This window comes from Bacillus pinisoli (assembly GCF_023036475.1).
GTDB classification, from domain to species: domain Bacteria; phylum Bacillota; class Bacilli; order Bacillales; family SA4; genus Bacillus_BS; species Bacillus_BS pinisoli.
The window spans coordinates 205,396-230,085 of the sequence record NZ_JAJQKI010000007.1 but is presented as its reverse complement, the minus strand read 5'-3'; the positions used below and the strand labels follow the sequence as shown (position 1 = coordinate 230,085).

At 35.1% G+C, this 24,690-nt stretch carries 21 protein-coding genes, 1 rRNA gene and 1 riboswitch; of the genes, 15 read left to right on the top strand and 7 right to left on the bottom strand.

The genetic code is table 11. The annotated features are described in order from the left end of the window. The first annotated feature begins 7 nt into the window (after positions 1-7). The 4 genes from rrf to LT143_RS12440 all read left to right on the top strand — a co-directional run bounded on the left by rrf (position 8) and on the right by LT143_RS12440 (position 4,790). Positions 8-123, top strand: a 5S ribosomal RNA gene (gene rrf, locus LT143_RS12455). 532 nt (positions 124-655) lie between these two features. Then, positions 656-1,912, top strand: coding sequence for a SpoIID/LytB domain-containing protein (locus LT143_RS12450; protein ID WP_246943424.1), 1,257 nt, complete (start codon positions 656-658; stop codon positions 1,910-1,912). 308 nt (positions 1,913-2,220) lie between these two features. Beyond that, complete coding sequence (locus LT143_RS12445; protein ID WP_246943422.1) at positions 2,221-3,297, top strand: Gfo/Idh/MocA family protein; 1,077 nt, start codon at positions 2,221-2,223, stop codon at positions 3,295-3,297. Positions 3,298-3,419: 122 nt separating this feature from the next. Beyond that, positions 3,420-4,790, top strand: a complete 1,371-nt coding sequence (locus LT143_RS12440; RefSeq protein WP_246943420.1) for a hypothetical protein — start codon at positions 3,420-3,422, stop codon at positions 4,788-4,790. A 23-nt stretch (positions 4,791-4,813) separates the two neighbouring features. Here the strand turns inward: LT143_RS12440 and LT143_RS12435 are convergent, their stop codons facing one another. Then, positions 4,814-5,110 (bottom strand): hypothetical protein, encoded by a 297-nt coding sequence (locus LT143_RS12435; RefSeq protein WP_246943417.1) that lies wholly within the window; start codon positions 5,108-5,110, stop codon positions 4,814-4,816. A 170-nt stretch (positions 5,111-5,280) separates the two neighbouring features. Next, positions 5,281-5,916: a YitT family protein gene (locus LT143_RS12430; protein ID WP_246943415.1), complete on the bottom strand. Its 636-nt coding sequence runs from the start codon at positions 5,914-5,916 to the stop codon at positions 5,281-5,283. Positions 5,917-6,074: 158 nt separating this feature from the next. Between LT143_RS12430 and LT143_RS12425 the strand changes: the two genes are divergently transcribed. Further along, on the top strand, positions 6,075-6,521 hold the full coding sequence (locus LT143_RS12425; protein WP_246943413.1) for an Lrp/AsnC family transcriptional regulator: 447 nt from the start codon (positions 6,075-6,077) through the stop codon (positions 6,519-6,521). Between the two features lie 24 nt (positions 6,522-6,545). Here the strand turns inward: LT143_RS12425 and nagA are convergent, their stop codons facing one another. Next, positions 6,546-7,730, bottom strand: a complete 1,185-nt coding sequence (gene nagA / locus LT143_RS12420) for an N-acetylglucosamine-6-phosphate deacetylase (protein ID WP_246943411.1) — start codon at positions 7,728-7,730, stop codon at positions 6,546-6,548. 114 nt (positions 7,731-7,844) lie between these two features. Here nagA and LT143_RS12415 point away from each other — a divergent pair, with 114 nt between their 5' ends. From LT143_RS12415 to LT143_RS12390, 6 genes are all read left to right on the top strand, one after another. Beyond that, positions 7,845-8,369: a type 1 glutamine amidotransferase domain-containing protein gene (locus LT143_RS12415; RefSeq protein WP_246943409.1), complete on the top strand. Its 525-nt coding sequence runs from the start codon at positions 7,845-7,847 to the stop codon at positions 8,367-8,369. A 269-nt stretch (positions 8,370-8,638) separates the two neighbouring features. Continuing rightward, complete coding sequence (locus LT143_RS12410) at positions 8,639-11,488, top strand: 2-oxoglutarate dehydrogenase E1 component (protein WP_246943407.1); 2,850 nt, start codon at positions 8,639-8,641, stop codon at positions 11,486-11,488. Next, positions 11,475-12,734: a 2-oxoglutarate dehydrogenase complex dihydrolipoyllysine-residue succinyltransferase gene (gene odhB, locus LT143_RS12405; RefSeq protein WP_246943405.1), complete on the top strand. Its 1,260-nt coding sequence runs from the start codon at positions 11,475-11,477 to the stop codon at positions 12,732-12,734. Before LT143_RS12410 ends, odhB begins: the two co-directional genes overlap by 14 nt. A 292-nt stretch (positions 12,735-13,026) precedes the next feature. Continuing rightward, positions 13,027-13,191, top strand: coding sequence for a hypothetical protein (locus tag LT143_RS12400; RefSeq protein WP_246943403.1), 165 nt, complete (start codon positions 13,027-13,029; stop codon positions 13,189-13,191). Between the two features lie 278 nt (positions 13,192-13,469). Then, a complete protein-coding gene (locus LT143_RS12395; RefSeq protein WP_246943401.1) occupies positions 13,470-14,972 on the top strand; it encodes a malate:quinone oxidoreductase in 1,503 nt (500 codons plus the stop codon). 175 nt (positions 14,973-15,147) lie between these two features. Next, positions 15,148-15,327 carry a hypothetical protein gene (locus tag LT143_RS12390; protein WP_246943399.1) on the top strand — a complete coding sequence of 60 codons (180 nt, stop codon included), beginning with the start codon at positions 15,148-15,150 and terminating at the stop codon, positions 15,325-15,327. A gap of 66 nt (positions 15,328-15,393) precedes the next feature. Here LT143_RS12390 and LT143_RS12385 read toward each other — a convergent pair whose 3' ends face one another. Next, positions 15,394-15,837: a GNAT family N-acetyltransferase gene (locus LT143_RS12385; RefSeq protein WP_246943397.1), complete on the bottom strand. Its 444-nt coding sequence runs from the start codon at positions 15,835-15,837 to the stop codon at positions 15,394-15,396. 157 nt (positions 15,838-15,994) lie between these two features. On the opposite strand from LT143_RS12385, the gene LT143_RS12380 reads away from it, so the two are divergent. Further along, a complete protein-coding gene (locus LT143_RS12380; RefSeq protein ID WP_246943396.1) occupies positions 15,995-17,221 on the top strand; it encodes an MFS transporter in 1,227 nt (408 codons plus the stop codon). A gap of 48 nt (positions 17,222-17,269) precedes the next feature. Here the strand turns inward: LT143_RS12380 and LT143_RS12375 are convergent, their stop codons facing one another. Both LT143_RS12375 and LT143_RS12370 read right to left on the bottom strand, forming a co-directional pair. After that, on the bottom strand, positions 17,270-18,508 hold the full coding sequence (locus LT143_RS12375; RefSeq protein ID WP_246943394.1) for an MFS transporter: 1,239 nt from the start codon (positions 18,506-18,508) through the stop codon (positions 17,270-17,272). A 207-nt stretch (positions 18,509-18,715) separates the two neighbouring features. Continuing rightward, positions 18,716-19,009, bottom strand: a complete 294-nt coding sequence (locus tag LT143_RS12370; RefSeq protein WP_246943392.1) for a hypothetical protein — start codon at positions 19,007-19,009, stop codon at positions 18,716-18,718. 353 nt (positions 19,010-19,362) lie between these two features. Between LT143_RS12370 and LT143_RS12365 the strand changes: the two genes are divergently transcribed. Together LT143_RS12365 and LT143_RS12360 are read left to right on the top strand one after the other, a co-directional pair. Further along, positions 19,363-20,169: a polysaccharide deacetylase family protein gene (locus LT143_RS12365; RefSeq protein ID WP_246943391.1), complete on the top strand. Its 807-nt coding sequence runs from the start codon at positions 19,363-19,365 to the stop codon at positions 20,167-20,169. Positions 20,170-20,248: 79 nt separating this feature from the next. After that, complete coding sequence (locus LT143_RS12360; RefSeq protein WP_246943390.1) at positions 20,249-21,055, top strand: CPBP family intramembrane glutamic endopeptidase; 807 nt, start codon at positions 20,249-20,251, stop codon at positions 21,053-21,055. A 350-nt stretch (positions 21,056-21,405) separates the two neighbouring features. Here LT143_RS12360 and LT143_RS12355 read toward each other — a convergent pair whose 3' ends face one another. Beyond that, a complete protein-coding gene (locus tag LT143_RS12355) occupies positions 21,406-22,695 on the bottom strand; it encodes an NCS2 family permease (protein ID WP_418909832.1) in 1,290 nt (429 codons plus the stop codon). A gap of 57 nt (positions 22,696-22,752) precedes the next feature. Beyond that, a riboswitch (purine riboswitch) is annotated at positions 22,753-22,852 on the bottom strand. Between the two features lie 418 nt (positions 22,853-23,270). Between LT143_RS12355 and LT143_RS12350 the strand changes: the two genes are divergently transcribed. Continuing rightward, a complete protein-coding gene (locus tag LT143_RS12350; RefSeq protein ID WP_246943389.1) occupies positions 23,271-24,437 on the top strand; it encodes a sulfite reductase subunit alpha in 1,167 nt (388 codons plus the stop codon). Positions 24,438-24,690 lie beyond the last annotated feature (253 nt).

The following is a 24,690-nucleotide window of genomic DNA, read 5'->3' as shown; positions in this document are numbered from 1 at the left end:
GAAGTAGTTTGGTGATGATGGCGAAGAGGACACACCCGTTCCCATTCCGAACACGGAAGTTAAGCTCTTTTGCGCCGATGGTAGTTGGGACTTTGTCCCTGTGAGAGTAGGACGTTGCCAAGCAATGTAAAAACAAGCAGCTAATTATAGCTGTTTTTTTATGTTTTCTTCTTTTTTGTGGAATTACGGTGTAACATTGTGAAATAAACTAGAAAATCGTGAAATAACTAAACATTCCGTGGAAATACTTACCAAAAAGCTTGAATAACTTATATATTCTTAGAAAAAGTAAAAACAGTAAAGAGCGTTGTCTTTTCGTAGGCAATAATTAATTCCCTAACCTAAATGTGCTAAACAAATAGTAATTAGAACTACACAATACATAATAAATTACCTCTAATTGTAATTGATTCTTAATAATTTCAAACTATGAATAGAATAATTTAATTGTTCTTCAAACCTAAAAGTTAACTTCATTTGAAATTCTTCTAGTCGAGGCTTTACCTCTGCCAAAATAAACCCCAGCAGACTAAATAAAACGTGCACTAATTTAATACACCACAAACTTGTTTAGTACTTCTAACAAAATCCCGACTTTATTAGAGTAGGAAATTGATTCAGAATAATATTTATTAATTCTTAGGAATCTAATACTATGAGATATATACTAATTCTTATTATAACTGTATTCGCTTTATTTCCTAATCCTAGCCATACTTCGGCTGCAGAGAGTATTGTAAAAGTAAGACTTGAAAACTATATTAAGGAAACATCAAAAATTACTATACAATTAGAAGGAGATTATATCAGTCTAGATCCAACACTTTGCATCATTGAGGGAACTGCTTATGATTTAATCGTAAAGAATGGAGAGATGTATCTAGTTGGTGGGGGCGAAATTCAAAAAGTTAATGGAACTTTTGTGCTCGTTCCAACTGCTTATGATGAAAGTCATATTTTATCAATAAATGATCGTTCTTATTTAGGTGCATTTGAATTTCAAGTTGAAAATGGAAAATTTATTCGACCAGTTAATCAACTCCCACTTGAAGATTATCTAAAAGGTGTTGTTCCTTATGAGGTGTTTCCAAGCTGGGGGATTGAAACTTTAAAAGCTCAAGCCTTAGCTGCAAGAACTTATGCTGTCTCCCATATGAATGCTGAGATGGATGACACAATACAATACCAAGTTTATGCCGGTTATGATTGGTCACCATCTACTACTCGTGCTGTGGAAGAGACAAAAGGTGAAGTCATTACATATAAAGGAAAGTTAATAGATGCTTTCTATTCAGCAAGTAACGGGGGAGTAACGGAAAGCAATGCTAACGTATGGGGTGGAAAGTCCATATCGTATTACCCCATAAAATCAGACCCATATGATCCAGTAAATCCTTGGGAATATAAGCTACATCGAACCCAAATTGATTTAAGCAATATAGACTGGGACCGATCTTCTTCTTGGGATGAATTAGTAGAAGAAGACAAAGAAATCACAACTACAATGAAAAAATGGCTTGCAAGACAGGGATATGCGGGAAATATAAAGATATTGTCTATTCCCATATTTGATATTTCGGAAGAGCGTTTTGATTCTGACCGTTCAGTTGTAGGCTCTATATCTATTCATTTTTTGCAAAAAATCATTGATGGCTCCGTATTTTATAACGAGGTTAAATTAGAGAATGTAAAGTTAAATAAAATAAGACCTATGATTGGTGGAGCTTTATTTAAAAGTTATCTCATTGATACCTTAAAAGAGGAGAATGACCATTATATTATGAAAGGAAGAGGATATGGTCATGGGGTAGGAATGAGTCAATGGGGTGCCCATATAATGGGGAAAGAAGGAAAAAACTATAAAGAGATTCTTCAATTTTATTTTCCAGGAACAGACATTATAAAGTACTAGAAGCTTGTGACATTTTTTATTTTAGTTATTATCATATACAAAGTCTGCTTTCGCAAAAATCTAAATCCCAAAAGCCTTATTTTTACTAGATGGTACAGGTCTGGTTTTTCAAAAAGAAAGAATTGCTCTTTTCCAACGGTTATCCATTTTAAGTAATAAAATAAAAAAGCCGAACTTTTATAAAAAGTTCGGCTTTTTTTAATAGGTCTAGAGTTTGTTTTAACAATGTAATATTTTTTCTTTTTATATTATGTTATGTCATAATAAAGTTTAAAGTCAAAATATTATTAATATTGAGGTGTTTAAACTTGTTAAATAATAAAATTAGAGTTGGGATTATTGGGACGGGTTTTGGTGCAAAGGTACATGCTCCAATTATGCAAGCTCATCCTGGATATGAGGTCGTCGCTATTTCGAGTGTTCATCGTGGAAATCTTGAAACAGTAGTAAATGAAACGGGAATTACAAAAGTTTATGATAGTTGGCAGAAAATGCTGCAAGAAGAGGAATTAGATTTACTGTCAGTTGTGTCTGCTCCTTACCTACATCATGAGATGGTAGTGGAGGGTTTCAAGAAGAATTTACATATACTCTGTGAAAAGCCAATGGCTTTTGATGCTCATCAATCAAAAGAAATGATGGATGCAAGAGATCAAGCTAAACGATTTGGACTTATTAATTTTGAATTTAGATTCTTACCTGCAAGAATGAAGGTGAAAGAAGTTCTTTCAAGTGGGAAATTAGGTGACATAACCCATGTGTCATACCGAGCTAATTTCTCTTCTTATCAAGGATTATTGAATAACCATAGAGGATGGCTTGGCCAACAAAATTTTGGCGGGGGCATGTTAGGAGCCATTGGTTCACACATGTTTGATTCTCTTACTTGGTGGTTAAATGATGAAGTGAAAGATGTTATGGGACAATTACCAATTCATGTACAAAAAATAAAGAGAGCGAATGAAACTGAAGAAAGAACTGCAGAGGATTCTTTCCAAGTAGTTGGAACCCTTCAAAAAGGTACCTCTTTCACTGTTGAATTATTATCAGCTACTAGACACAAAGAAAGTCAATGGAAACTAGAAGTGTTTGGAACAAATGGCTCACTCATTATGACAGATGATCAAAAAGTAGAAGTTGCTATTGGCGACGAAGCATTGTCGGAAGTTGAATTGTCACCTAAAATTGAAGAACCAACTCATCTTTCTGCAAGAGCGTTATCTTACTATCAAGCATTTTATCCAATGTTAGATCACTTATTTACGACAATTAAACAAAAAGAACATATCCAACCTCTGGCTTCTTTTGAAAATGGTCATCGCGTTCAATTAATATTAGATGCAATTCGTTTATCCGCAAAAGAAGGTAAAAGAGTGTTCCTGTAATGTCGGTATCTAGTAGTACCGACTTTTTGTTAGGCTCTTTTCTAAACTTTAGATTGTAAAAGCCGTATTCTATAGTAAGTAAAAATTCAGTTTTGGGATTTTTGCAGTAAAGGAGAAAAGAGATGGGTAATTTCATCAATCAACATATTTATATCGTTTATACTTTGATATTAGTCACATATACAATTAATGTTTTTTTAGAAAATCCCTTAATTGATTTAACAATAGGGTTACTTGCTATACCGATGTTAGCCCTTTCTTTAGTTGGTGCAAGTAAATTATTTAAGATTTTGGGTAGTATTTTCATTGGAGTTGGAGCAATCTTATACTACATGGAAGGTTTATCTCTAACTAATATCCCAACATTTATGTTAGTCAATATGCCTTTGCTTGCTTTTTTACTAGTCTTGCCTTGGATGAATAGTATTGTAAGAGCAGGTCGATTTGACCGTCGCTTAAAGGAAATGATGGAGGATAACGTATCAAATCTAGGAAAGCTTTACTCTAGAAGTTCATTTACGACCTATATTTTATGTACTTTTATAAATATTTCCGCCTTGTCTTTAGCTCAAGAAATTCTGATGGGAAACCTCTCAAACCTTAAGAAAAAGTTAAGAGATTCCTATATTAGTAGAATTACTTTGCGTGCCTTTGCACTTGCGCTTGCATGGAGTCCTATGGAAATTATGGTAGCCATGACTGTTGACGCAACAGGTGTTAGTTACTTAAGATACCTTCCGTGGCTATTGTTATGTTCAACCATTGTTTTAATGTTAGATTGGTTCAGGGGTAATCGGAGGTTTAAAGAATTTCCTTATCAGCCTAGTGATATGAAACAAGTAAGAAACGTTAATTTTGGTAGAGTAATCTTACAAATATTAAAATTACTTGTAGCATTAATTGTATTTTTATCACTTGTCGTATTCGTTGGAAATGTATTTACATTAAATTTTATTTTGTCCGTTACGTTAGTAATCTTACCTTTCTCTTTCGGGTGGGCATTGCTTATGAGACGATGGAGAAGTTTCATTCATATCGGTTGGCAAACGTGGAAGGTAAGGAGTAATAACATACAGAATTTTGTCGTTTTATTTTTGTCATTATCTTTTTTTACAAGCACATTAAATGCTACTCCATTTTTACAACTTATTCAGCGTCCTTTTTTGGCAGCGGAACATTCACCTATTCTTATCTTGTTATTAATTCAGCTTACTTATTTGCTCATGTGTTTGGTTGGAGTTCATCCTGTCGCAACTTTTGGAATTCTGGCAGAAGTGGTACAACCATTGTATGGTTTAGTAAACCCTCTAAGTATTGGGATTGTGTTAATTATTGGCGCTTTAACTACTGCGACTATAGGAGCTTACGGGGTTACAGTTACACTAACATCAATGAATACGAAGCAAAATCCTTATGGAATTACACTACGAAATATGCCGTTTGCATTATTTTATGGTACGGTAGGAACCTTAATGGCTTATTTACTACTTTAAGAAGAAAAGAAGCTAAACACGACTTAGCTTCTTTTTTCAATCTCCTCTGAAACAATGAAAGCAAGGTCATCGTTACCAAACAGTGACAATACGGCAAGTAAGGTTTGATCAGAAATTTCTCCTGCTTCCTGTTTATCGACAGTTAATTCCATGGCTTCTCGTAAGTATTGATTGTTGACTTGGTTTGGATATGCTTTTAGATAGAGTGCTTCAGGGTCAAGATCGTGGTTTATGCACCATTGTGCAAAAATTAGGATCATCATTTTCTCATCTTTTTGATAGTTCGCAATAATATTTTGTTCAAGTTCTTTCTTATCCATAGAGGGGTGCTCCTTATTGTTTATATCTTTAAGACAGTCTATCAAACTATAATAGGTTACACAAGAATTCATCATCTCTTACTACAGCTTTTACAAATAAGCCAAAAAAGGGTGAAACGTAACAGAAATAGATTAATAAAACGACACTGTCTGGTAACAGTGTCGTTTTATTAATCTGATACAGGAACATGGATTCTAGTTGATGTTCTCGCGTATGTTTCTTTTGGTGCAGGTGCGGTCGTTTTTCTTTTGATATGTTCTTTAAAGTAGCTAATTACTTTTGAAATTACAAAAATAGATAGAATTGAACATAGTCCTTTCACCCAACCAATTACCATAATACTTGATATGACGACAATAAAATCGAAAATAAAATTGACTGTCCCAGGATTAGTATTAAATCGTTTCTGTAGAAATAGTGCTAGAATATTGGCACCGCCCAATGATGCGCCATTCATAAAAATTAGAGTTAAACCTAATCCAATAACTAATCCACCTAAAACAGACCCAACTAACATTGGAATCGTAAAATCAGGAAGGAATTGATCAACTGCTGTCATTAAAGAGAGTAAGGAAACAGCACCTGCAGTCTTCAATGTGAATCTCCAGCCCATGTGGAGAACAGAGAAAATATAGAAAGGTAGATTAATTAAGAAGAATACTATAGCAAAGGGGAGGTTTACTAAATAAGAAACGCTTAAGGCAAGACCTGCGGTTCCACCTGTAACAATATTGGAGTGTTTTAAAAGTATAACACCAAAGGTGACAACTAAACATCCTAATAAAATAAAACCAATCTTTTTCATCTTGTATACACCTCAATTCTTGTCAAAAATATCCTTATATTAAATATAAAAGATAATTGGAGATATTTACATGCAATTATGAAGGTATTATTATAATAAATAAGACAAATTGAATTAAGTTTTATTGTTTTGTATTCATTTTGAAAGAAGGCGTTTTCATGGATAAAATAGATATTAAACTTTTAGAGCTCTTACAGAAAAATGGTCGTATGACAATTAGCGACTTATCATCGGAATTAGCCTTAAGTAGACCGAGTATTACTGAAAGGCTTCACAGGTTACAGGAAAGTAACATAATAGAGGAGTTTACAACACGTGTCTCCTTAACAGGTGTAGGTAGAGAAATCCTCCTTATTATTCTAGTCGGAGGGTTAAAGGTATCCATAGCTGAGTTTGAAAAAATGGCAAAAGAAACGGAGGAGATTATTGAGTGCCATCGAGTAACGGGTGAGGTCAGTTATGTAATCAAAGCTGCTGTTTCTAATATGAATAATATGAGACTTTTAATAGATAGACTTATTCCTTATGGACAGATTAATACGTCAACTGTATTGGCATCACCTGTACCCTACCGTTATATATTACCAATACCTGAACAAAATTAAAGAGGTGTTCACATAGAACTCCTCTTAATATTGCTCTGTTTGATAGGCAATTTTACCACGGCAGCAAGTCATAAATACTTCAAAATTAGAATTGATCAACACAAAATCAGCATCCTTTCCTTCATCAATACTTCCTTTCCGATCAAAGATATTAAGATGCTTAGCTGGGTTTTCGGAGGTAAACTGTATGATCTCTTCAAGACTACAATTGGTAAACCCCAAGAAATTTCTCGCTGCCTCATTCATTTTCAACAGACTTCCTGCGATAGTCCCATCACCCAGAGTAGCTGTCTTTTCATCAACAATTACCTCTTGTTTTCCCAATTTGTAAGTGCCAGGATGTAGACATTTTGCAGAAATGGAGTCTGTAATTAAAATTAACTTATCTTTTGGTTTCATTAGGTAGGCCATTCTAACCATTTCCGGGTGACTATGTATACCATCAGCGATAATTTCTAATGTTAGTTTATCGTTAAGAAGAGCTGCGCCTACTACACCTGGCTCTCGATGATGAAGTCCCCTCATACCGTTGTACATATGTGTGATGTGAGTTGCACCATCCTGAACCGCTTGAAGCACTTGATTATATGTAGCATCAGAATGACCAATTGAAGTAATAACCTGTGCCTTCTTTAAATATTGTATAAGATTATTCCCACCGTCTACTTCAGGTGCAAGTGTGGTAATTTTAATAGTACCCTTGGCCGCCCTTTGCAATTCCTCAAATAAGGGTATGGTTGGAGGAATAATGTGCGTCTTTGACTGAGCACCTGAACGCATGGTTGAAATAAAGGGACCTTCTAAATGGATGCCTAACATCTCGGCCATACCACTTGTTGCCTGTGTGTTTATATAGTCAGCCAAATGATGGAGCGAGTTTTTAATATCTTCTACTTTCTCTGTCATGGTAGTAGCTAAAAAACTGGTAGTTCCTTCTTTAGGAAGGTAAGTAGCCATTGTTTCAAGTGCTTCTTTATGACCATCCATCACATCTACTCCACCAGTACCATGGATGTGAATATCAATCATTCCAGGAATTAGGATTAAATTATTTGGAATAGATAATGTGGTAAATCCTTGTGTATCGGTGAGTGTATTGCTCGTACCAACTTCAATTATTTTTTCATTTTTTACTTTTATATACCCATCTTCTAGTACTCGACCAGATGATTGGTTGATCTTAATACCGTTTATAATGAATTGTTTCATATGTAATTTAACCCCTCTAAAGGAATGTATGTTTGTTAGTCGTTGAACACATGCGTACATCCTTTTTAATTATACTTAATTTGGTATACTATTGGTAATAAAGGAGGGGGTAAGATGAAACTTAAATCTAAACGGATTATTCAATTAGTCAGTCATGATTTTGAGGATTTGGAGCTTTGGTACCCGGTACTTCGCTTACGAGAAGAGGGGGCAACTGTTGATATCGTTGGAGAAAAGGCAGGGGAGAAGTACATAGGAAAATATGGTGTACCTATCATATCAGACCTTTCTTTTGATGAAATTACACCAAACGATTATGATGCATTACTTGTACCAGGTGGTTGGTCACCAGACTTATTAAGAAGGTTTGATCATGTATTAAATATCGTTAAAGTAATGGATGAACATAAGAAGCCAATTGGGCAAATTTGTCATGCAGGGTGGGTGTTAATTTCTGCGAAAATCCTTACAGGTAAGAGAGTTACTAGCACACCAGGAATTAAAGACGATATGGAAAACGCTGGTGCAACGTGGGTAGACGAGCCTGTCGTAGTCGATGGACATATTATATCAAGTCGCAGGCCACCAGATTTACCAGATTATATGAGAGAGTTTATTAAAGTATTGTCACAACACTAATAAAGACAAGCTCTAGAGATATTTTTAGAGCTTGTTTTTTTATACAAGATCCTTTAACACACTAACGCATTGGGGGCCTGGCCCCCAATGCGTTAGTGTGTTAAAGGATATAGTTATAAAATTTATGTGTTAGAAACTTTTGATTTTTGGGTATAGTATGATGAGCAGATAAATACTTTACATAATGTTAATGTATTTAATCATTATGATTGGATTGAAAATCCAACTGTCCTAGAAATTAATCTCTAGACAGAATGGGGGCAAGGGAAATGAATAATAAAGAAGGAATGAAAATGTGGGAATCATTTTATGGACCCAATTTAGGGTATGTGTATGAGGCATATGAAAAGTTTCAAAAGGATCCTACTTCTATTGACGATACACTTAGAACCTTATTTGAGCAAATTGGTCCACCACCTGTAGATGATAAAACAATTGTTACGGAGCAGGAACAATCTATTCAAACAGGATCATTAAGTGCTGTAGTATCGGCAATGAAACTATTACGAAACATTAGGCGGTTTGGTCATTTAGCAGCTTCTATTAATCCACTTGAGGATCCATTTCTAAAGAAAAATTCAAGGTTCAAGGAATTAGAATCCTATAACCTAACAAGACAACAATTAGAACAAATTCCAGTTGATTTACTATGGGAAGATGCTCCTTCATTTATAAAAAATGGATTGGAAGCGTTTGAACATCTCTCTAACGTTTATTCACAAAATATAGCTTATGAGTTTGAACATATACATGATGAAGCCGAACGTAAATGGTTAGATCAATATGTGGAGAGAGAGAAACTTACGGCATCTCTTCCTAATGAAGAAAGGAAAAAGCTTCTAGAACGTCTCGTACAGGTAGAGGGATTCGAGAAATTTCTACAACAGACATTCGTAGGACAAAAACGTTTTTCTATTGAAGGTCTCGATATGCTTGTACCTATGCTGGATAAACTAATTGAAGAAGGGTGTAAAGATCAAACCGAAGATATATTTATTGGGATGGCACACAGAGGTCGCCTAAATGTATTAGCACACGTACTTGGTAAACCTTATGAATTAATATTTTCTGAATTTCACCATTCTCCTAATAAAGAGCTAATCCCATCAGAAGGCTCAAGAGGGATAAACTACGGTTGGTCAGGCGATGTGAAATATCATCTAGGTGCAAATCGAGAAGTACAAGGTGAAGAACGTACAATTAGAATTAACCTTGCTAATAATCCTAGTCATTTAGAGTTCGTTGACCCAGTAGTACTCGGGATGACGCGTGCTGCACAACAGGAACGTCATCAAAGGGGTTTTCCTAATCCAGATAAACAAAAGGCATTTGGAGTTCTAGTTCATGGTGATGCTGCATTTCCAGGTGAAGGAGTTGTAGCAGAAACTCTAAACTTAAGCCGGTTAAAAGGCTATGAGACAGGTGGAACCATTCACATTATAGCCAATAATCAATTAGGCTTTACAACAGATTATGAAGATTCTAGATCAACCACATACGCAAGTGATTTAGCGAAGGGTTTTGAGATACCTATCTTACACGTAAATGCAGATGATCCAGAAAGTTGTATTGCTGTAATGACGTTTGCCTATGAGTACCGTAAACGATTTAACAAAGATATCTTAATTGATCTTGTTGGATACCGTAGATTTGGACACAATGAAATGGATGATCCTTCTGCGACACAGCCACAAATTTATGAAAAAATAAAAAAACATCCGACTGTTGCAAAAATATATATGAATGTTCTGGTATCCAAGCAGTTAATAAAGGAAGCAGAAGGCGAAGAATTGGAAAAGAGCTTTATGAAGAAACTTCAACAAACCTTTGATGGGTTGAAAGAAAAGCAAGTTTCCGAGTTGAAGCAAATACCAAAACCAGTTGCGGAAGGGATTTCACTTGTAGATACTTCAGTTGCCGAGACAACACTTAAATCAATTAATCACAACCTTCTTGATTGGCCAGAGGATTTAAATGTTTATCCTAAACTTGAGAAAATTTTAAAACGCAGGCAACATGCCTTGGAGGATGGTAAGCAAATTGATTGGGCTCACGCAGAAGCACTTGCTTTCGCTACAATTCTTCATGATGGGAAGCCTGTTCGTTTGACCGGTCAAGATAGTGAACGAGGGACATTTGCACACAGACATCTCGTTTTACATGATTATAAAAATAATACTAGGTACTTACCGATGCATCATCTGCCTGAAGCAAGAGCCTCCTTTTCACTATTTAACAGCCCTCTTTCTGAGTCAGCTGTTTTAGGTTTTGAGTATGGATATAGTGTGCAAGCACAAGAAGCATTAGTAGTATGGGAAGCTCAGTTTGGTGATTTTGTTAATGTCGCTCAGCCTATTATTGATCAGTTTATTGCAGCGGGTCGTGCAAAATGGGGACAAAAATCGAGTCTTGTTATGCTTTTGCCACATGGTTACGAAGGCCAAGGTCCGGAACATTCAAGTGGACGGTTAGAGAGATTTTTACAGTCAGCAGCTGAAAATAACTGGACAATTGCAAACTTAACTAGCGCTGCTCAATATTTTCATATTTTACGAAGACAATCTATGATTACTGAAGGGGAAGAGGCAAGACCTCTTATTATTATGACACCGAAGAGCCTTTTACGTCATGGTATGACAGCTTCTTCTGTTACTGACTTAAGTACAGGATTATTTAAACTGTTACTAGAAGAGAAGCGCACCGGTGAAGATCCGGTAAAAGTAAAGAGACTGATCTTATGTAGTGGAAAAATAGCAGTCGACTTAGCCTCTTCTATTGAAAATATGGAGCAGTTTGATAAAGATATGTTACATATTGTTCGTGTTGAACAATTGTATCCTGTACCTAAGCAGGAATTATCTGAAATATTTAGACGCTACCCTAATGTAGAAGAGATATGCTGGGTTCAGGAAGAACCTAAAAATATGGGGGCTTGGCCATTTATACAGGAATATATTCGAGAACTAGCGCCATCAGGGATAGCTGTTGAATATATAGGTCGATATAAACGTTCCAGCCCATCTACAGGAGAACCACATATTCATAAACAAGAGCAAGCGAGCATTATTGAGCAAGCTTTAAATGGTAGAAAAGGGGGAGCAAGAAATGAAGGAAATTAAAGTACCAGAACTAGCTGAATCCCTGACAGAAGGTACGATTGCAGAATGGCTAAAAAAAGAAGGGGACTATATAGAAAAAGGTCAAGCTATCGCTGAGCTTGAGACTGATAAAGTGAACGTGGAAATAAATAGTGAAGATAGCGGCACCATTACGGAATTACTCTTTCAACCAGGAGATTCTGTCGAAGTTGGTCAGGTAATTGCAAGATTAGATGAAGAAGGTAAAGGTACATCAAAGGGTTCTTCTGAAGTAAGTGATGAAAAACCAGTTGAAAATAAAAGTAATCCTGTAGAGGAAAAGAAAGAGAGTGCGCAAAAAGAGGCGTCGATAGAAAAAGGCAAAGAACGAAAACCTATTGCTTCTCCTGCCGCACGGAAAAAGGCACGTGAACTAGGGATTGATTTAAATGAGATCCCATATCAAGATCCACTTGGGAGAATTCGTCCTGAAGATGTTGACGCCTATAAAAGAGATTTATCTATGAAGAAAGATGTAGTGAAAGCATCTCCGCAAGAGAAATCCATTAAACAGCAGGATGATCGGATCGAACGTATAAAAATGTCGAGACGACGTCAAACAATTGCAAAGCGCTTGGTTGAAGCTCAGCAGACAGCGGCAATGCTTACAACCTTTAATGAAGTCGATATGACAGCTGTGTTACAATTACGTAATCGTAGGAAGGATGCTTTTTTAAAGAAGCATAATGTGAAGTTAGGATTCATGTCTTTCTTTACAAAAGCAGTAATTGGAGCTTTAAAGGAATTTCCATTAGTCAATGCTGAAATCCAGGGCGATGAAATACTTCTTAAAAGATTTTATGATATTGGAATTGCAGTCTCTACAGATGACGGCTTAGTTGTTCCGGTTGTACGTGATGCTGACCGTTTGAGTTTTGCAGGAATTGAAAGAGAAATAGGAAGGCTTTCTGAAAAGGCGAGAAACAACACACTTGGATTGTCAGACTTAACTGGTGGTACCTTCACCATAACAAACGGTGGAATATTCGGTTCGTTAAACTCAACACCTATATTAAATACACCTCAAGTAGGGATTTTGGGTATGCATAAGATCCAAAAACGTCCGGTAGTCATTGATGAAGAAAATGACACGGTGGAAGTAAGACCCATGATGCATCTCGCATTGTCCTACGATCATCGAATTATTGATGGAAAAGATGCCGTTCAATTTTTAGTAAGAGTAAAGCAACTATTAGAAGATCCAGAGGATTTATTATTAGAGGGATAATTAAAAATGTAGAGAAGGTATTTCACCTTCTCTACATTTTTTACTTGGGATTAAACAGAAATTTATAACTAACTTACACTAACAATTAAAAAACAGCTATATTTAAATCGATTAAATATAACAATAGTTCTAAGAGTTACTCATGTTATCAACTTTCTAGAGTTCCTATTCTGTACTTAAAGTAAAATTTGAATATAATAAGTAAGATGTTTTATAATCACCTCATTACTATTGATGGAATAAAATAAAAGGAAAAAACAATTCATGAAATACACCATAAGGAGAGACTTAAATGAGATGTGGAACAAGGTGTTTTACTGTAGAAATGGAAGTAAACGGTGAAAAACATGTTAAAATTGTTACAGCTAGGACTCCTGTGGAGGCAAGAAAAACAATAAGAATTGAATACGGTGCTGACGCTAAAATCGTAACAGTCTTAGAAGATAAAAAGAAGTGAAATAAGATGAAAGCTCCTTGTAGCTAAACTATAGTAGGATTATAAAAAGTTCTGAGAAATAAAGAAAATAATTCATATTTGTTCGATATTTTTACTCAAGTTATTGTACTATTGCTCTAGTTATATTAATCTATAATTAAACGTAATTTACTTCAATATGTTATTATTAAAATAGAATAAAGTGTGTGTGTAAAACGGTTGCTTTTCTATTTCAGCAGAATAATGAGATGGGAGCGACACATCCTTACTACAAATCTCAGGGGAAAAGGTTGGTAAAAATGAGCAACAGAGAAACTAGAACAGACGTCATTTTAATTGGCGCCGGAATAATGAGTGCAACATTAGGAACACTCTTAAAAGAATTAGTTCCGGAATGGAAAATTACAGTTTTTGAAAAGCTCGAGAATGCAGGAGAGGAAAGTTCCAATGAATGGAATAATGCAGGAACTGGGCATGCAGCACTATGCGAGCTAAATTACACGGTTGAAAAGCCGGATGGTACTATTGATATAAGTAAAGCAATATCTATCAATGAACAATTCCAGATTTCAATGCAGTTTTGGTCTCATCTTGTCAATCGCAAGCTCATACCTAATCCACAGGGCTTTATCAAGCCATTGCCTCATATGAGTCTTGTACAAGGTGAACAAAATGTTGCTTTCTTAAAAAAACGATATGAAGCGCTTTCAAACAACCCTTTGTTTAAAGGAATGGAATATACAGAGAATCCGGAAGTGTTAAAGGAATGGATTCCCGTTATTATGCAAGACCGTGATCTGAATGAACCCATCGCTGCAACCAAAATCGACACTGGAACTGATGTCAATTTTGGTGCTTTAACACGTAACATGCTTGAACATTTAAAGAGTAAAGATGTAGAGATTAACTACAAACATAGTGTTCAAGATTTAAAACGTACTAGCGACGGCTATTGGCAACTAAAAGTGCAGAACCATGATAGTGGGACTGTAGAAAACCATACTGCTAAATTTGTCTTTATAGGTGGAGGAGGAGGAAGTATACACCTTCTACAAAAATCCGGTATTCCAGAAGGGAAACGTATTGGAGGATTTCCGGTGAGTGGTTTATTTATGGTGTGTAATAATCCTGATGTAATTGAAAAGCACCATGCAAAAGTCTACGGGAAAGCAAAGGTCGGCGCACCACCTATGTCTGTTCCACATCTTGACACGAGATATATTGACAATAAGAAATCATTACTATTTGGACCATTTGCTGGTTTTACACCTAAATTTTTGAAAAATGGCTCCATTTTTGACTTAGTTACTTCTGTAAAACCAGATAATCTTCTAACTATGTTAGCCGCGGGCGCAAAAAACCTTTCACTTACAAAATACTTGATTGAGCAAGTGATGTTATCAAAAGAACAGCGTATGGAGGAATTACGCGACTTTATACCAAACGCTAAAAGTGAAGATTGGGATTTAGTAGTAGCGGGGCAACGAGTCCAAGTTATTAAAGATACAGAGTCCGGTGGAAAAGGGACACTTCAATTTGGGACAGAAGTTATTACTGCTGAAGATGGGTCAATTGCAGCATTACTTGGAGCATCTCCTGGTGCCTCGACTGCTGTACATGTAATGCTTGACGTCATCTCAAAGTGTTTTCCTGAACAAATTAGTGAATGGGAACCAAAGATTAAAGAAATGATTCCTTCTTATGGACTGTCATTAATGGATAATCCTGAACTATTAAACGAAATTCATGCTCAAACTGGGCAAGCACTCGAGCTCTATGAAAAAAATCCTGTGCATTGTTGATTTTAGTAATTTGCTCAAAAAGAACCTTTAATCCATCTATTGGTAAAAGGTTCTTTTTTACTTTTTAATATGTTAAAAACAACTACATAGTAGAATTGAAGAAAAACGAAACCTAGTGGTCAATAAATCGTATAAAGTTTACAACTGCTCAAATAAATGCGAGATGAGGGATGTTATGTATTATTTTATCGGTGTACCTTTACTACTCGTATTAATAATAGCTCTAATTAGTGATGTGAAGAGGAAAAAATTAAAAAGGTCTCTTGATCACGAGTTAAAAGGAGCTCAAGAAGAAGGTGAAGTGCAATTTTACCGAGATATTAATAATGTTATAGACCATTATAAAAATAATTAAAAAAATAAATCCCACATAAAAACACTATTAGCTTTCGTGAAGCCGTAGTGTCTTCTGGTTGATATATTATCTCTGTAGTTCCCAAAATAGCATATCAAGATTCTGATAGGTTTGCTTCATTCCTAGTTTATCAAGTACTCGAATGGAAGGAACGTTTGTAACCAAACACTCCGCAATAATCTTATCCACTTTACCTGTAGTAAAAGACCACCTTATTAATTCTCCTACTGCTTCTGTCGCATATCCTTTTCCTTGAGCAATAGGAATAATCCCATATCCCACTTCAACTGTATTTTCTTGATTTGGTTTGCCTTTAAAACCGATATCTCCAATAAATTGTTCGTTATACATTACAAACCAAGGCCCCCATCCTAAAAGAGTGGGGTCTTTTTTTAGCTGTTCTAGATAGGAACTAATATGAGGACCGACTTGATAATCATTTTTCAAAGCAGTTGTTACTATTTCTTGTGTACAAGACACAATTGTTAATCGATTTGTTTGGATTTTCATGTTTATTCTCCTTTTGAAGTAAAATTACCTCATTATGAATAAAAATTCTTCTTTTCATATACATTAATACTTCCCAATAATCTACCTTTATTTTACAATGTAGTAGATTATAAATATATCAATATTTTACATTTTACTTAGTTTAGGAGACTACTGCATGAAGCAATTAAAAGGTACACTAGCAGGTCATAATATTGGAATTATGTACTGGATTCATTTTTTTGGGGCAATTAGTTTTTTAGCACCTGTTTTAACACTCTTTTATACAGAAAGAGGTTTAACAGCTTCTCAAATTTTAATTGTGTTAATGTTTTGGAGTGGAGCAGTACTTATTGGAGAAGTTCCAACAGGTATCTTTGCGGATCGTTTTGGGGCGAAAGTGTCTTTTTTAACAGGGACAATATTAAAGATGATTAGTTTGGTTATTTTGCTGTTCGCCTATGAACCATGGATGTTCTTTCTGTATAGTTTTGTAAATGGACTATCTGTTACTTTCTTTTCGGGAGCAGATGAAGCACTCATCTACGATTCATTAAAGGAGAGTGGTCATGAAAACCAAATGGACCAAGCAATGGGTCATATACAAGCCGCAGGTTTTATTTCAATGATATTTGCTGTTCTATTTGGAGCTTACTTCGCAAAGGATCTTCAAAACGAACAATTTATTTTGCTAATCATTATGGGGCTTCTATTTTACTTGGTTGAATTATTCCTCGTATTAAAAGTTAAACAGCCAACACAGCTGACTTCGTATCGCGAGAATCCTTTTACTCAAGTAAAAAGTGGCATGAAAGTGATAAAAGACGCGCCACAATTATTAATGATGTTTCTAAACGTGTCTTTAGTGTTTATTCCAGCAGGAGTTGTCTATGAATATTTTGACCAACCTCTCATGCTTGAAGCCGGTTTACCTGTTTATTTAATAGGGATCATGTATGCTATTGCTTCCTTAATCGGTTATGTTGCCTCTAATTCTATCGGATGGTTGACTAGAACATTTTCTAGGATACTTCTAATGAATATTACAGGAGCATTAGCAGTAGTTGGTTTACTACTTTCAGCTCTTGTCTCACATTCTCTACTAGTAATTTTAGGGGCGTTTTTATTATTACGTTTTGTAAAAGCGGTACGTTATCCTATTTATTCGCAATTAAGTAACGATTTAATACCATCCAATGTTAGGGCAACTACACTTTCATTATTGTCAATCATAGACTCAGTCCTAGATTTAGTCGTTTTTGGTGCTATATCTATTGTTGCTATTTCTGGATACAATAATGTATTGATTGGTTCTGCAATTATTGTTCTAATTGGAACATTACTACCAATTAGAAAAGTGGAGAAAGATATAGTTATAGAAAGTGCTGAACAACCAAGTATTTAGCATTAAGACTGAAAAACACCTCCTGAACAGGGGAGGTGTTTTAATTTGTTATTGTTGATTCCATTTCTTTAGCTCTTCGTCTTTTGGTAATAAGAAACCTAGTAATCCGAGTAAAGGAAGAAAGGAGATGGTTACCATAGTAGAAGTAAGACCAAATATATCTATGAAAGCTCCCAGTGCAACTGAACCAATTGCCCCCATGCCAAAAGCAAGACCGACGATTAAACCAGACATTGTTCCAATCTTACCTGGTAATAATTCCTGAGCATATACAACTGTGACGGAGAAACTCGACAATAAGATTAATCCGATGATTGCAAGTAATATGAACGCTAAAATTGGTCCCACAAAAGGTAATACGATAGCAAGTGGCCCCATACCAAGTAATGAGATTAAAATCATTGTTCTTCTACCAAAACGGTCAGCTAGCGGACCACCAAAGAAAGTTCCGATAGCACCAAACAGTAAAAATACAAATATATAAATTTGGGATTCAGCAATAGTTTTTCCATAAGTATCCATAACATAAAAAGTATAGAAATTAGATATAGCACTGCCATACCATGAACGAGCAAAGACAAGGAGAATCAATATTAATAGAGCTAACTTAATGGCCTTTGTAACAGTAGGCTTCTTTTCCTTTTTTTGAGAGGTGTTTGCTATTTTAGAATGAATCTGTAAACGTTCTGCATACCACCTTGATATGAAAAGAAGGAGGATTACCGCAAGTGCTGCAACAAAAGTAAACCATATTGCACCAAATTGTCCAAGTGGAACGAGAATTAGTGCTGTAATAATTTGTGCTAACGCCTGACCTGAATTACCACCAACTTGATAGATCGATTGAGCCAAGCCTCTTTTGTTTCCTGCTGCCATATGAGTGACTCTAGAACCTTCTGGGTGAAAAACAGCGGAACCAAAGCCAATAATCATAACACTAATTAAAATCATCCAAAAATTCGGTGCTAATGCAAGTCCAAATATCCCAACCATACTACAAGCTAAGCCTAGTGGAAGAGCATACGGAAAGGGGCGTTTATCAGTGTACCAACCAACGGCAGGCTGCATGACAGAAGATACAATATTTAATGAAAAGGCGATGAAGCCAAGTTGAGTAAAGGAAAGGCCCATCGACTTCTCTAAAATAGGAAACATAGCGGGTACGACAGATTGAAGGGTGTCATTCAAAAGGTGTCCCAAGCTTAAGATAAATAGAATGCTATAGGTAGTTTTAGATTTTTCACCGGCTTGTATATTAATATTTTGTTTTGTTGAAACAACGCTCATCTTTTTAATTCCTTTCTTATGAAATATACAATTTGTAGACTAATTCTTCTGCCAATAAATTTTTTTCATACTAACAGAGTTTTATTTAGTTGAGAATTCTATTTAACTAATATTCTATAATTTAATACATTAGTTTAATAGGTCACACCCAAAATATTTCTTTCATTCAGAACAAAAAGAGACAGTAACGATGTCCTGTCTCAGATGTTATTCATACATCATTTCTAATTTCTTTAAGTCGTGAAGTAATTGTTTGATTTGGAGTTGCGAAAGTAAGACAGGCATTTGATCATAAAGAGTGATAATCTGCCCATCCCGTTGATTTTCATGGGCCTTTAAATAATGGTAGAGTTTACTAAACTGGTTTTTTGTTAGTACAGAACCTGTTTCAAACCCTTTGACTTGTTGTATGTAAAATTCATTACTTTTCTCATCAAATTCTCCTGAGATAATACTTCCTTGAATATGAATAAAAATCACCTCAACTTTTCGAACTGCCATTCAACCCATCATATACTTATTATGTTTAGGACAGATTAATTTATTTCAAAGTTTTTGCAAAGATTTAATTATTTTCGTTGAACAGTTTATGTTAGTTGAGAAAAAATGAACATATGGAATTTGGTGCAAAAAATATTACAAAAAATTAGATCTTATAAGCTCATGTATTTTCAGATTGAATAATGTGGATATGGAATGGGAAATGGTCGTCCAAAACGTACCAAATATTTAAATGTACTATCTAATTTTAATTTGACCACTTGAAGAATCGTGTGGTTTTTTAGTTGGAATAAGTATAAAGGCATGATTTTTATGAAAACTAACAAAAAAATATTTCTTAGGAGGATAGGGAAATGAAAGGTGGAAAATGTAAAATATTATACTTACTCTCATTTATCATGCTGTTGTTCCTTCCGTGTATACAAAGTGTTAATGCTCAACCTAATATTAATCTTCCTCCTCTAAAAGGTGGTGCGGAAACTGAGAGGGTACGTAATCCTGTTTCTAATGTGGTCCTTCAAAAGAGATATCCTGACACTATTGTACTAAAAGGACCTCAAACTGAAAATAAAGTTGCACTTACATTTGATGATGGGCCGGATCCAAGATTCACTCCTCAAATACTTGATGTTTTAAAAGAATATAATGTCAAGGCTACTTTTTTTTTAATGGGCTCACGTGCAAAAGCATATCCAAATCTTGTACAAAGAATGTTAAACGAAGGCCATATTATTGGTAATCATACCTACTGGCATCCAAACCTTGTCAAAGAAGGGAATCTTGTTACTTTAGAAAGAGAAGTAATAAACACAGAAGATGAGTTGTCCAAACAAATTGGTTATCGAACCAAACTTTTCCGTGCACCCTATGGTTTCCTTTATAATGAATTAGTAGAGAAACTTAAAATATTAAATTACTCCATAGTAGGATGGTCTGTTGATTCGCTGGATTGGCAAGAAGGAGCTCCTGAACAGATTACCTATAATGTTATTTCAAATATCCATCCAGGCGCAGTCATCTTAATGCATGATGGTGCAGAGTGGGATGGGGATCGTACCAATACTATTGAGTCTCTACGTCAAATAATACCTGAAATAAGAAATCTTGGATTAGAGTTTGAGACTGTACCCACTTTGTTAAATTTATCACACAAGAAATAATAAATAGAAATTAATGGTAATTAATAAAGCCTCATGTAATAATGTAATGTAGGTACGTCATGTAATAAGGAGTAAATACATGAAGAGTGAGCTAACATGCTTTATTGTAAAGTACTTACTATTAACTTTGTATTTCAATTTACTACCGATTCTAATAAATATGAATGATATAATAAGGTTTCTTCATATCTTAGCTTTTTTTCCATTAGCTTTCCTAATAGCTAAATTATCTGGAGCGGGTGGAATGAAAAGTTATGGTGTTGTATTTGTGAGCGGATGGAAAAGGAATGTTGGATACGGTTTTACGATTGGAAGTATCACCTGGACGGTATTATTTTTATTCTATATTCTGTTTAATAAACTTCACTTTCAAGGCGTAAAATTTGAAGGAACAAGTTTAGTTACATTACTAATTATTATTTTTGGTTTTGGTACCGGTTCTCTAATTAACGATATGATCACCAGAGGACTTGTCTTTTATCATTTCAAGGATAAGATCTCAGTTATTTCTTTGTTCTTCATCTCTATAATTCTCTATAGTGTTGACGACATCTGGTATGCCGGGTTAAGTTTGCAAAATTGTATATTTTCCGTTATTTTAGGACTAAGCCTGACATATGCTTTGTATAAAACAAACTCAATCTGGTTTACTACTGGGATACATTTCGGACTGAATTTAATTTATGGAAGCTTTTATGGGGTATCTGGTAGTCTAGGAACAGGTATTTTCAATGTAAGGGAAACAACTCCTTACGTAGGCTGGTTAGGATGGCTATCCTCGGTTATTGCTATGGTGATGTTTCTGATAGTTATGTATGTATTTAATAAAAACAATAAGATAGTAATCACTGATTTAAGCAAATTTTCAAGTTTTGGGAGTCGATAGTAAGATAGCCTCATTTCGCGATCTAATTTTCTGTTTTCTCAAGAAGTAAACTAGATAAAACAGATAGATTATTGGTTGTTTAATTAATCTCTTTTAAAGATATAAAATAGAATCAAGATCATATTTATTTCGGTCAATTATGTAAATATATTTTCCATCTATATCTTCACTTTTACGAGTTTATATATCACTTGATTTAATTGTTTGGGCATTTATCTTCAACTTCAGTAGATATCTCATTATTTCAAGTAATATTGAAGAGCAGCTACTAATAAAGAATGACACAGTAATAGAATATGCGAAAAGAGGCATAAAAAAGCCAAGAAAGCAGACGCCCTCTTGGCTTTTTATTAATGAGCAGGAAAGAAAATCATTTGAATTAGAAAGATGATACCAAATACATAAAGTATTGGATGTACGTCTTTCCACTTTCCACTAACAACCTTCATAAGCGGATAAGTGATAATACCGATTGCAATTCCAGTTGCAATACTTGAAGTTAATGGCATGGTCAATATAATCGCGAATGCTGGAAAAGCTTCGTCAAATGTTTTCCAATTTATTCTCGATAAGCCTTCCATCATAAAGCATCCCACAATAATTAAAACGGGCGCAGTAATTGCTGGAAGGGAAGAGATAGCCGATATAGCTGGTGAGAAAAAGATGGATAGTATGAATAAAATAGCAACTACAACGGATGTTAATCCGGTCCGGCCACCAGCTGCTACACCAGACGATGATTCAATATAAGCACTAGATGGACTTGTACCAAACGTTGATCCAACAGTGGTTGCAAGTGCATCGGCCATAAGAGCTGATTTTGCTCTTGGAAATTTACCGTCTTTCGTTAATCCAGCTTGATCAGCAACTCCAATCATTGTTCCTGTCGTATCAAAAATGGTAACCAGTAAGAAAGCAAAAACGACAGTATATAACCCGTTTGAGAAGACACCAGCAATATCCATATCTAGAAATACAGGTACAGGAGGAACGGATGCAACCCCATTAAACTTTAATAATCCTGCGAAAATTCCAATAATGGCGGTAACGAGCATACCAATAAAGAGGGCACTATTTATTTTTCTAGCAATTAGTATGAGTGTTAAAAATAGACCAAATAAAGAAAGTAAAGTTACAGGCTGATGTAAATCACCAAATGTAACCATGGTATTAGGACTTGGTACTACAATTCCAGCCATCTTTAACCCAATAAATGCTATGAAAAGTCCAATACCAGAAGTTATTCCATATTTTAAAGATGGTGGTATTGCACCTATTAATGTTTCTCTTAATTTAGTAAACGTCAAAATAATAAAGATAACCCCTGCTAAAAACACAGTTCCAAATACTACTTGGTATGAAACACCTTGAGTTGCGACTACGCTTGCAAAATAAGCATTCATGCCCATTCCAGGCGCAATAGCAATTGGATACTTAGCAAAAAGCCCCATATATAACGAACCAATTACTGCTGAAATAATGGTAGCCATAAAAACTTGTTCAAATGGTACACCTGCAGAAGAAAGGATAGCGGGATTCACGATAATAATATAGACCATCGTTAAAAATGTCGTGATACCTGCAACCACTTCTGTTTTTACAGTAGTTCCTCGTTCTCTTAGTTGAAAAAACTTCTCCACGATATTACCTCCAAGTCATTTTAATGAGAAAAGACAAAAAAACCTAACTAAAAACGGGTAAGTTAAATACCCGTTCGTAGTTAGGATTTTACGGTTCCTTCTAGAGACCCTCAATCCTTATTATTGAGGATATACGAACATTTTAAAAAAAGTATATTATTCTAATCACCTAATGAATAATAATACAAACAATACTTCGTTGTCAATGATGAATGTTCGGGTTTTTAAAACTCTATAAAAGGTATGAGCCTTTAGAAAGGAGAATCTTCGTTAATGTATTTCATATATCTATAGGAAAAAGAAATATAGATGATGACAGTTTGTTCCGTTCTATTGTGAAGTAATGATGACAAACTGTGTAATTAGGTTATGATAAGTGTATTAACAACTATTATGTGATAGTGCTCACAATTTAATAAGACTTTTCATAAAATAGATTGTAAAAGGAAACGATAAAAAACAAATTGTATTTTTTATAATACCTCCTAACTTTTGTTATGGATTCTGTCAAAAATAACGACAACATTCTCCACCTATGCTATTCTAGCTTTATACAACTTTGTGAGGTGAAGAGTATGCAAAATACTGAACTGAAAGAAGATAAAAATATGACACCCTATTCAAGAACAAATCCATTCCAAGCAAAGGTCCTCAAAAATATAAATCTAAATGAAGAGGGCTCAACTAAAGAAACAAGACATATTGAATTATCATTAAAGGATTCTGGACTTTCGTATGTTCCAGGTGATTGCTTAGGAATTCTACCTGAAAATGATCCCGAACTAGTAAGAGAACTTGTAGACGAAATGAACTGGAATTTGGATGAGACAGTGATTATTAATAAGCAAGGTGACACTCTTCCTCTGATGGAAGCTTTAACCACTCATTTTGAAATCACTTTACTTACTAAGAAGGTGTTACAGCAGGCAGCGGAATTAACCGATCATACAGAGTTAAAAGAGCTAGTAAAACTTGAAAATGCAAACCAACTGAAGGAATATATCGAAGGTCGTGATTTACTTGATATGTTACGTGACTTTGGTCCATGGAATGCAAATACACAAGATATTGTCTCTCTTTTAAGAAAAATGCCTCCACGTCTTTACTCGATTGCAAGCAGTTTTAGAGCTAATCCAGATGAGGTACATTTAACAATTGGAGCAGTTCGATACACAGCCCATAATCGTGTGCGCAAAGGGGTTTGCTCTGTTCAATGTTCAGAGCGTTTAGATGTAGGAGACACGATTCCGGTGTTTATCCAACAAAATAAGCACTTTAACTTACCAGAATCCACGGATATTGATATCATCATGGTTGGACCGGGTACTGGTATTGCACCTTTCCGTTCATTTATTCAAGAACGAGCAGTAGATGGTGGGGATGGAAGAGCGTGGTTATTCTTTGGTGATCAACGATCAACAACTGATTTCCTTTACAAGAACGAGCTTGAAAAATATCAACAAGATGGAGTACTAACGAAATTAGATACAGCTTTCTCCCGCGATACTGATCAAAAAGTGTACGTACAGCATAAAATGCTTGAAAATAGCAAAGAGCTTTTTGCTTGGTTAGAGAAGGGGGCTTATTTCTATGTTTGTGGCGATAAGCAGTATATGGCGAAGGACGTTCATAACACGTTAATCGACATTATTGAAAAAGAAGGAGCCATGAGTAGAGAGGATGCAGAGGCTCATCTAAATGACCTCCAAAAACAGAAACGCTACCAGCGTGATGTCTACTAAAATAAATAGCCTTTATAAGGAGTGTCTTCATTTGAAGCACTCTTTTTTCGTTTTAGGAGAAGTTGAATGGTATGAGGTCGAAGAACGAACCCTACTATATTTATGGCTGCTTCCAATTTTAATAGTAGCTTTACTATGTTTCATTAACTGATTGGGATGGTTCATTTTCTAATTGCAATTATATAGCTCTTTTCTAAATTATATGGTAAACGTTATAGATTTTGCATAATAGAGATAGAAATAAAGCATCTAT

Bases quoted from the DNA above. Each gene is read 5' to 3' on its own strand.
- LT143_RS12450 (WP_246943424.1), top strand. From the start codon at position 656: ATGAGATATATACTAATTCTTATTATAACTGTATTCGCTTTATTTCCT.
- LT143_RS12440 (WP_246943420.1), top strand. From the start codon at position 3,420: ATGGGTAATTTCATCAATCAACATATTTATATCGTTTATACTTTGATA.
- LT143_RS12435 (WP_246943417.1), bottom strand. From the start codon at position 5,110: ATGGATAAGAAAGAACTTGAACAAAATATTATTGCGAACTATCAAAAA.
- LT143_RS12430 (WP_246943415.1), bottom strand. From the start codon at position 5,916: ATGAAAAAGATTGGTTTTATTTTATTAGGATGTTTAGTTGTCACCTTT.
- LT143_RS12425 (WP_246943413.1), top strand. From the start codon at position 6,075: ATGGATAAAATAGATATTAAACTTTTAGAGCTCTTACAGAAAAATGGT.
- nagA (WP_246943411.1), bottom strand. From the start codon at position 7,730: ATGAAACAATTCATTATAAACGGTATTAAGATCAACCAATCATCTGGT.
- LT143_RS12415 (WP_246943409.1), top strand. From the start codon at position 7,845: ATGAAACTTAAATCTAAACGGATTATTCAATTAGTCAGTCATGATTTT.
- LT143_RS12410 (WP_246943407.1), top strand. From the start codon at position 8,639: ATGAATAATAAAGAAGGAATGAAAATGTGGGAATCATTTTATGGACCC.
- odhB (WP_246943405.1), top strand. From the start codon at position 11,475: ATGAAGGAAATTAAAGTACCAGAACTAGCTGAATCCCTGACAGAAGGT.
- LT143_RS12400 (WP_246943403.1), top strand. From the start codon at position 13,027: ATGAGATGTGGAACAAGGTGTTTTACTGTAGAAATGGAAGTAAACGGT.
- LT143_RS12395 (WP_246943401.1), top strand. From the start codon at position 13,470: ATGAGCAACAGAGAAACTAGAACAGACGTCATTTTAATTGGCGCCGGA.
- LT143_RS12390 (WP_246943399.1), top strand. From the start codon at position 15,148: ATGTATTATTTTATCGGTGTACCTTTACTACTCGTATTAATAATAGCT.
- LT143_RS12385 (WP_246943397.1), bottom strand. From the start codon at position 15,837: ATGAAAATCCAAACAAATCGATTAACAATTGTGTCTTGTACACAAGAA.
- LT143_RS12380 (WP_246943396.1), top strand. From the start codon at position 15,995: ATGAAGCAATTAAAAGGTACACTAGCAGGTCATAATATTGGAATTATG.
- LT143_RS12375 (WP_246943394.1), bottom strand. From the start codon at position 18,508: ATGAGCGTTGTTTCAACAAAACAAAATATTAATATACAAGCCGGTGAA.
- LT143_RS12370 (WP_246943392.1), bottom strand. From the start codon at position 19,009: ATGGCAGTTCGAAAAGTTGAGGTGATTTTTATTCATATTCAAGGAAGT.
- LT143_RS12365 (WP_246943391.1), top strand. From the start codon at position 19,363: ATGAAAGGTGGAAAATGTAAAATATTATACTTACTCTCATTTATCATG.
- LT143_RS12360 (WP_246943390.1), top strand. From the start codon at position 20,249: ATGAAGAGTGAGCTAACATGCTTTATTGTAAAGTACTTACTATTAACT.
- LT143_RS12350 (WP_246943389.1), top strand. From the start codon at position 23,271: ATGCAAAATACTGAACTGAAAGAAGATAAAAATATGACACCCTATTCA.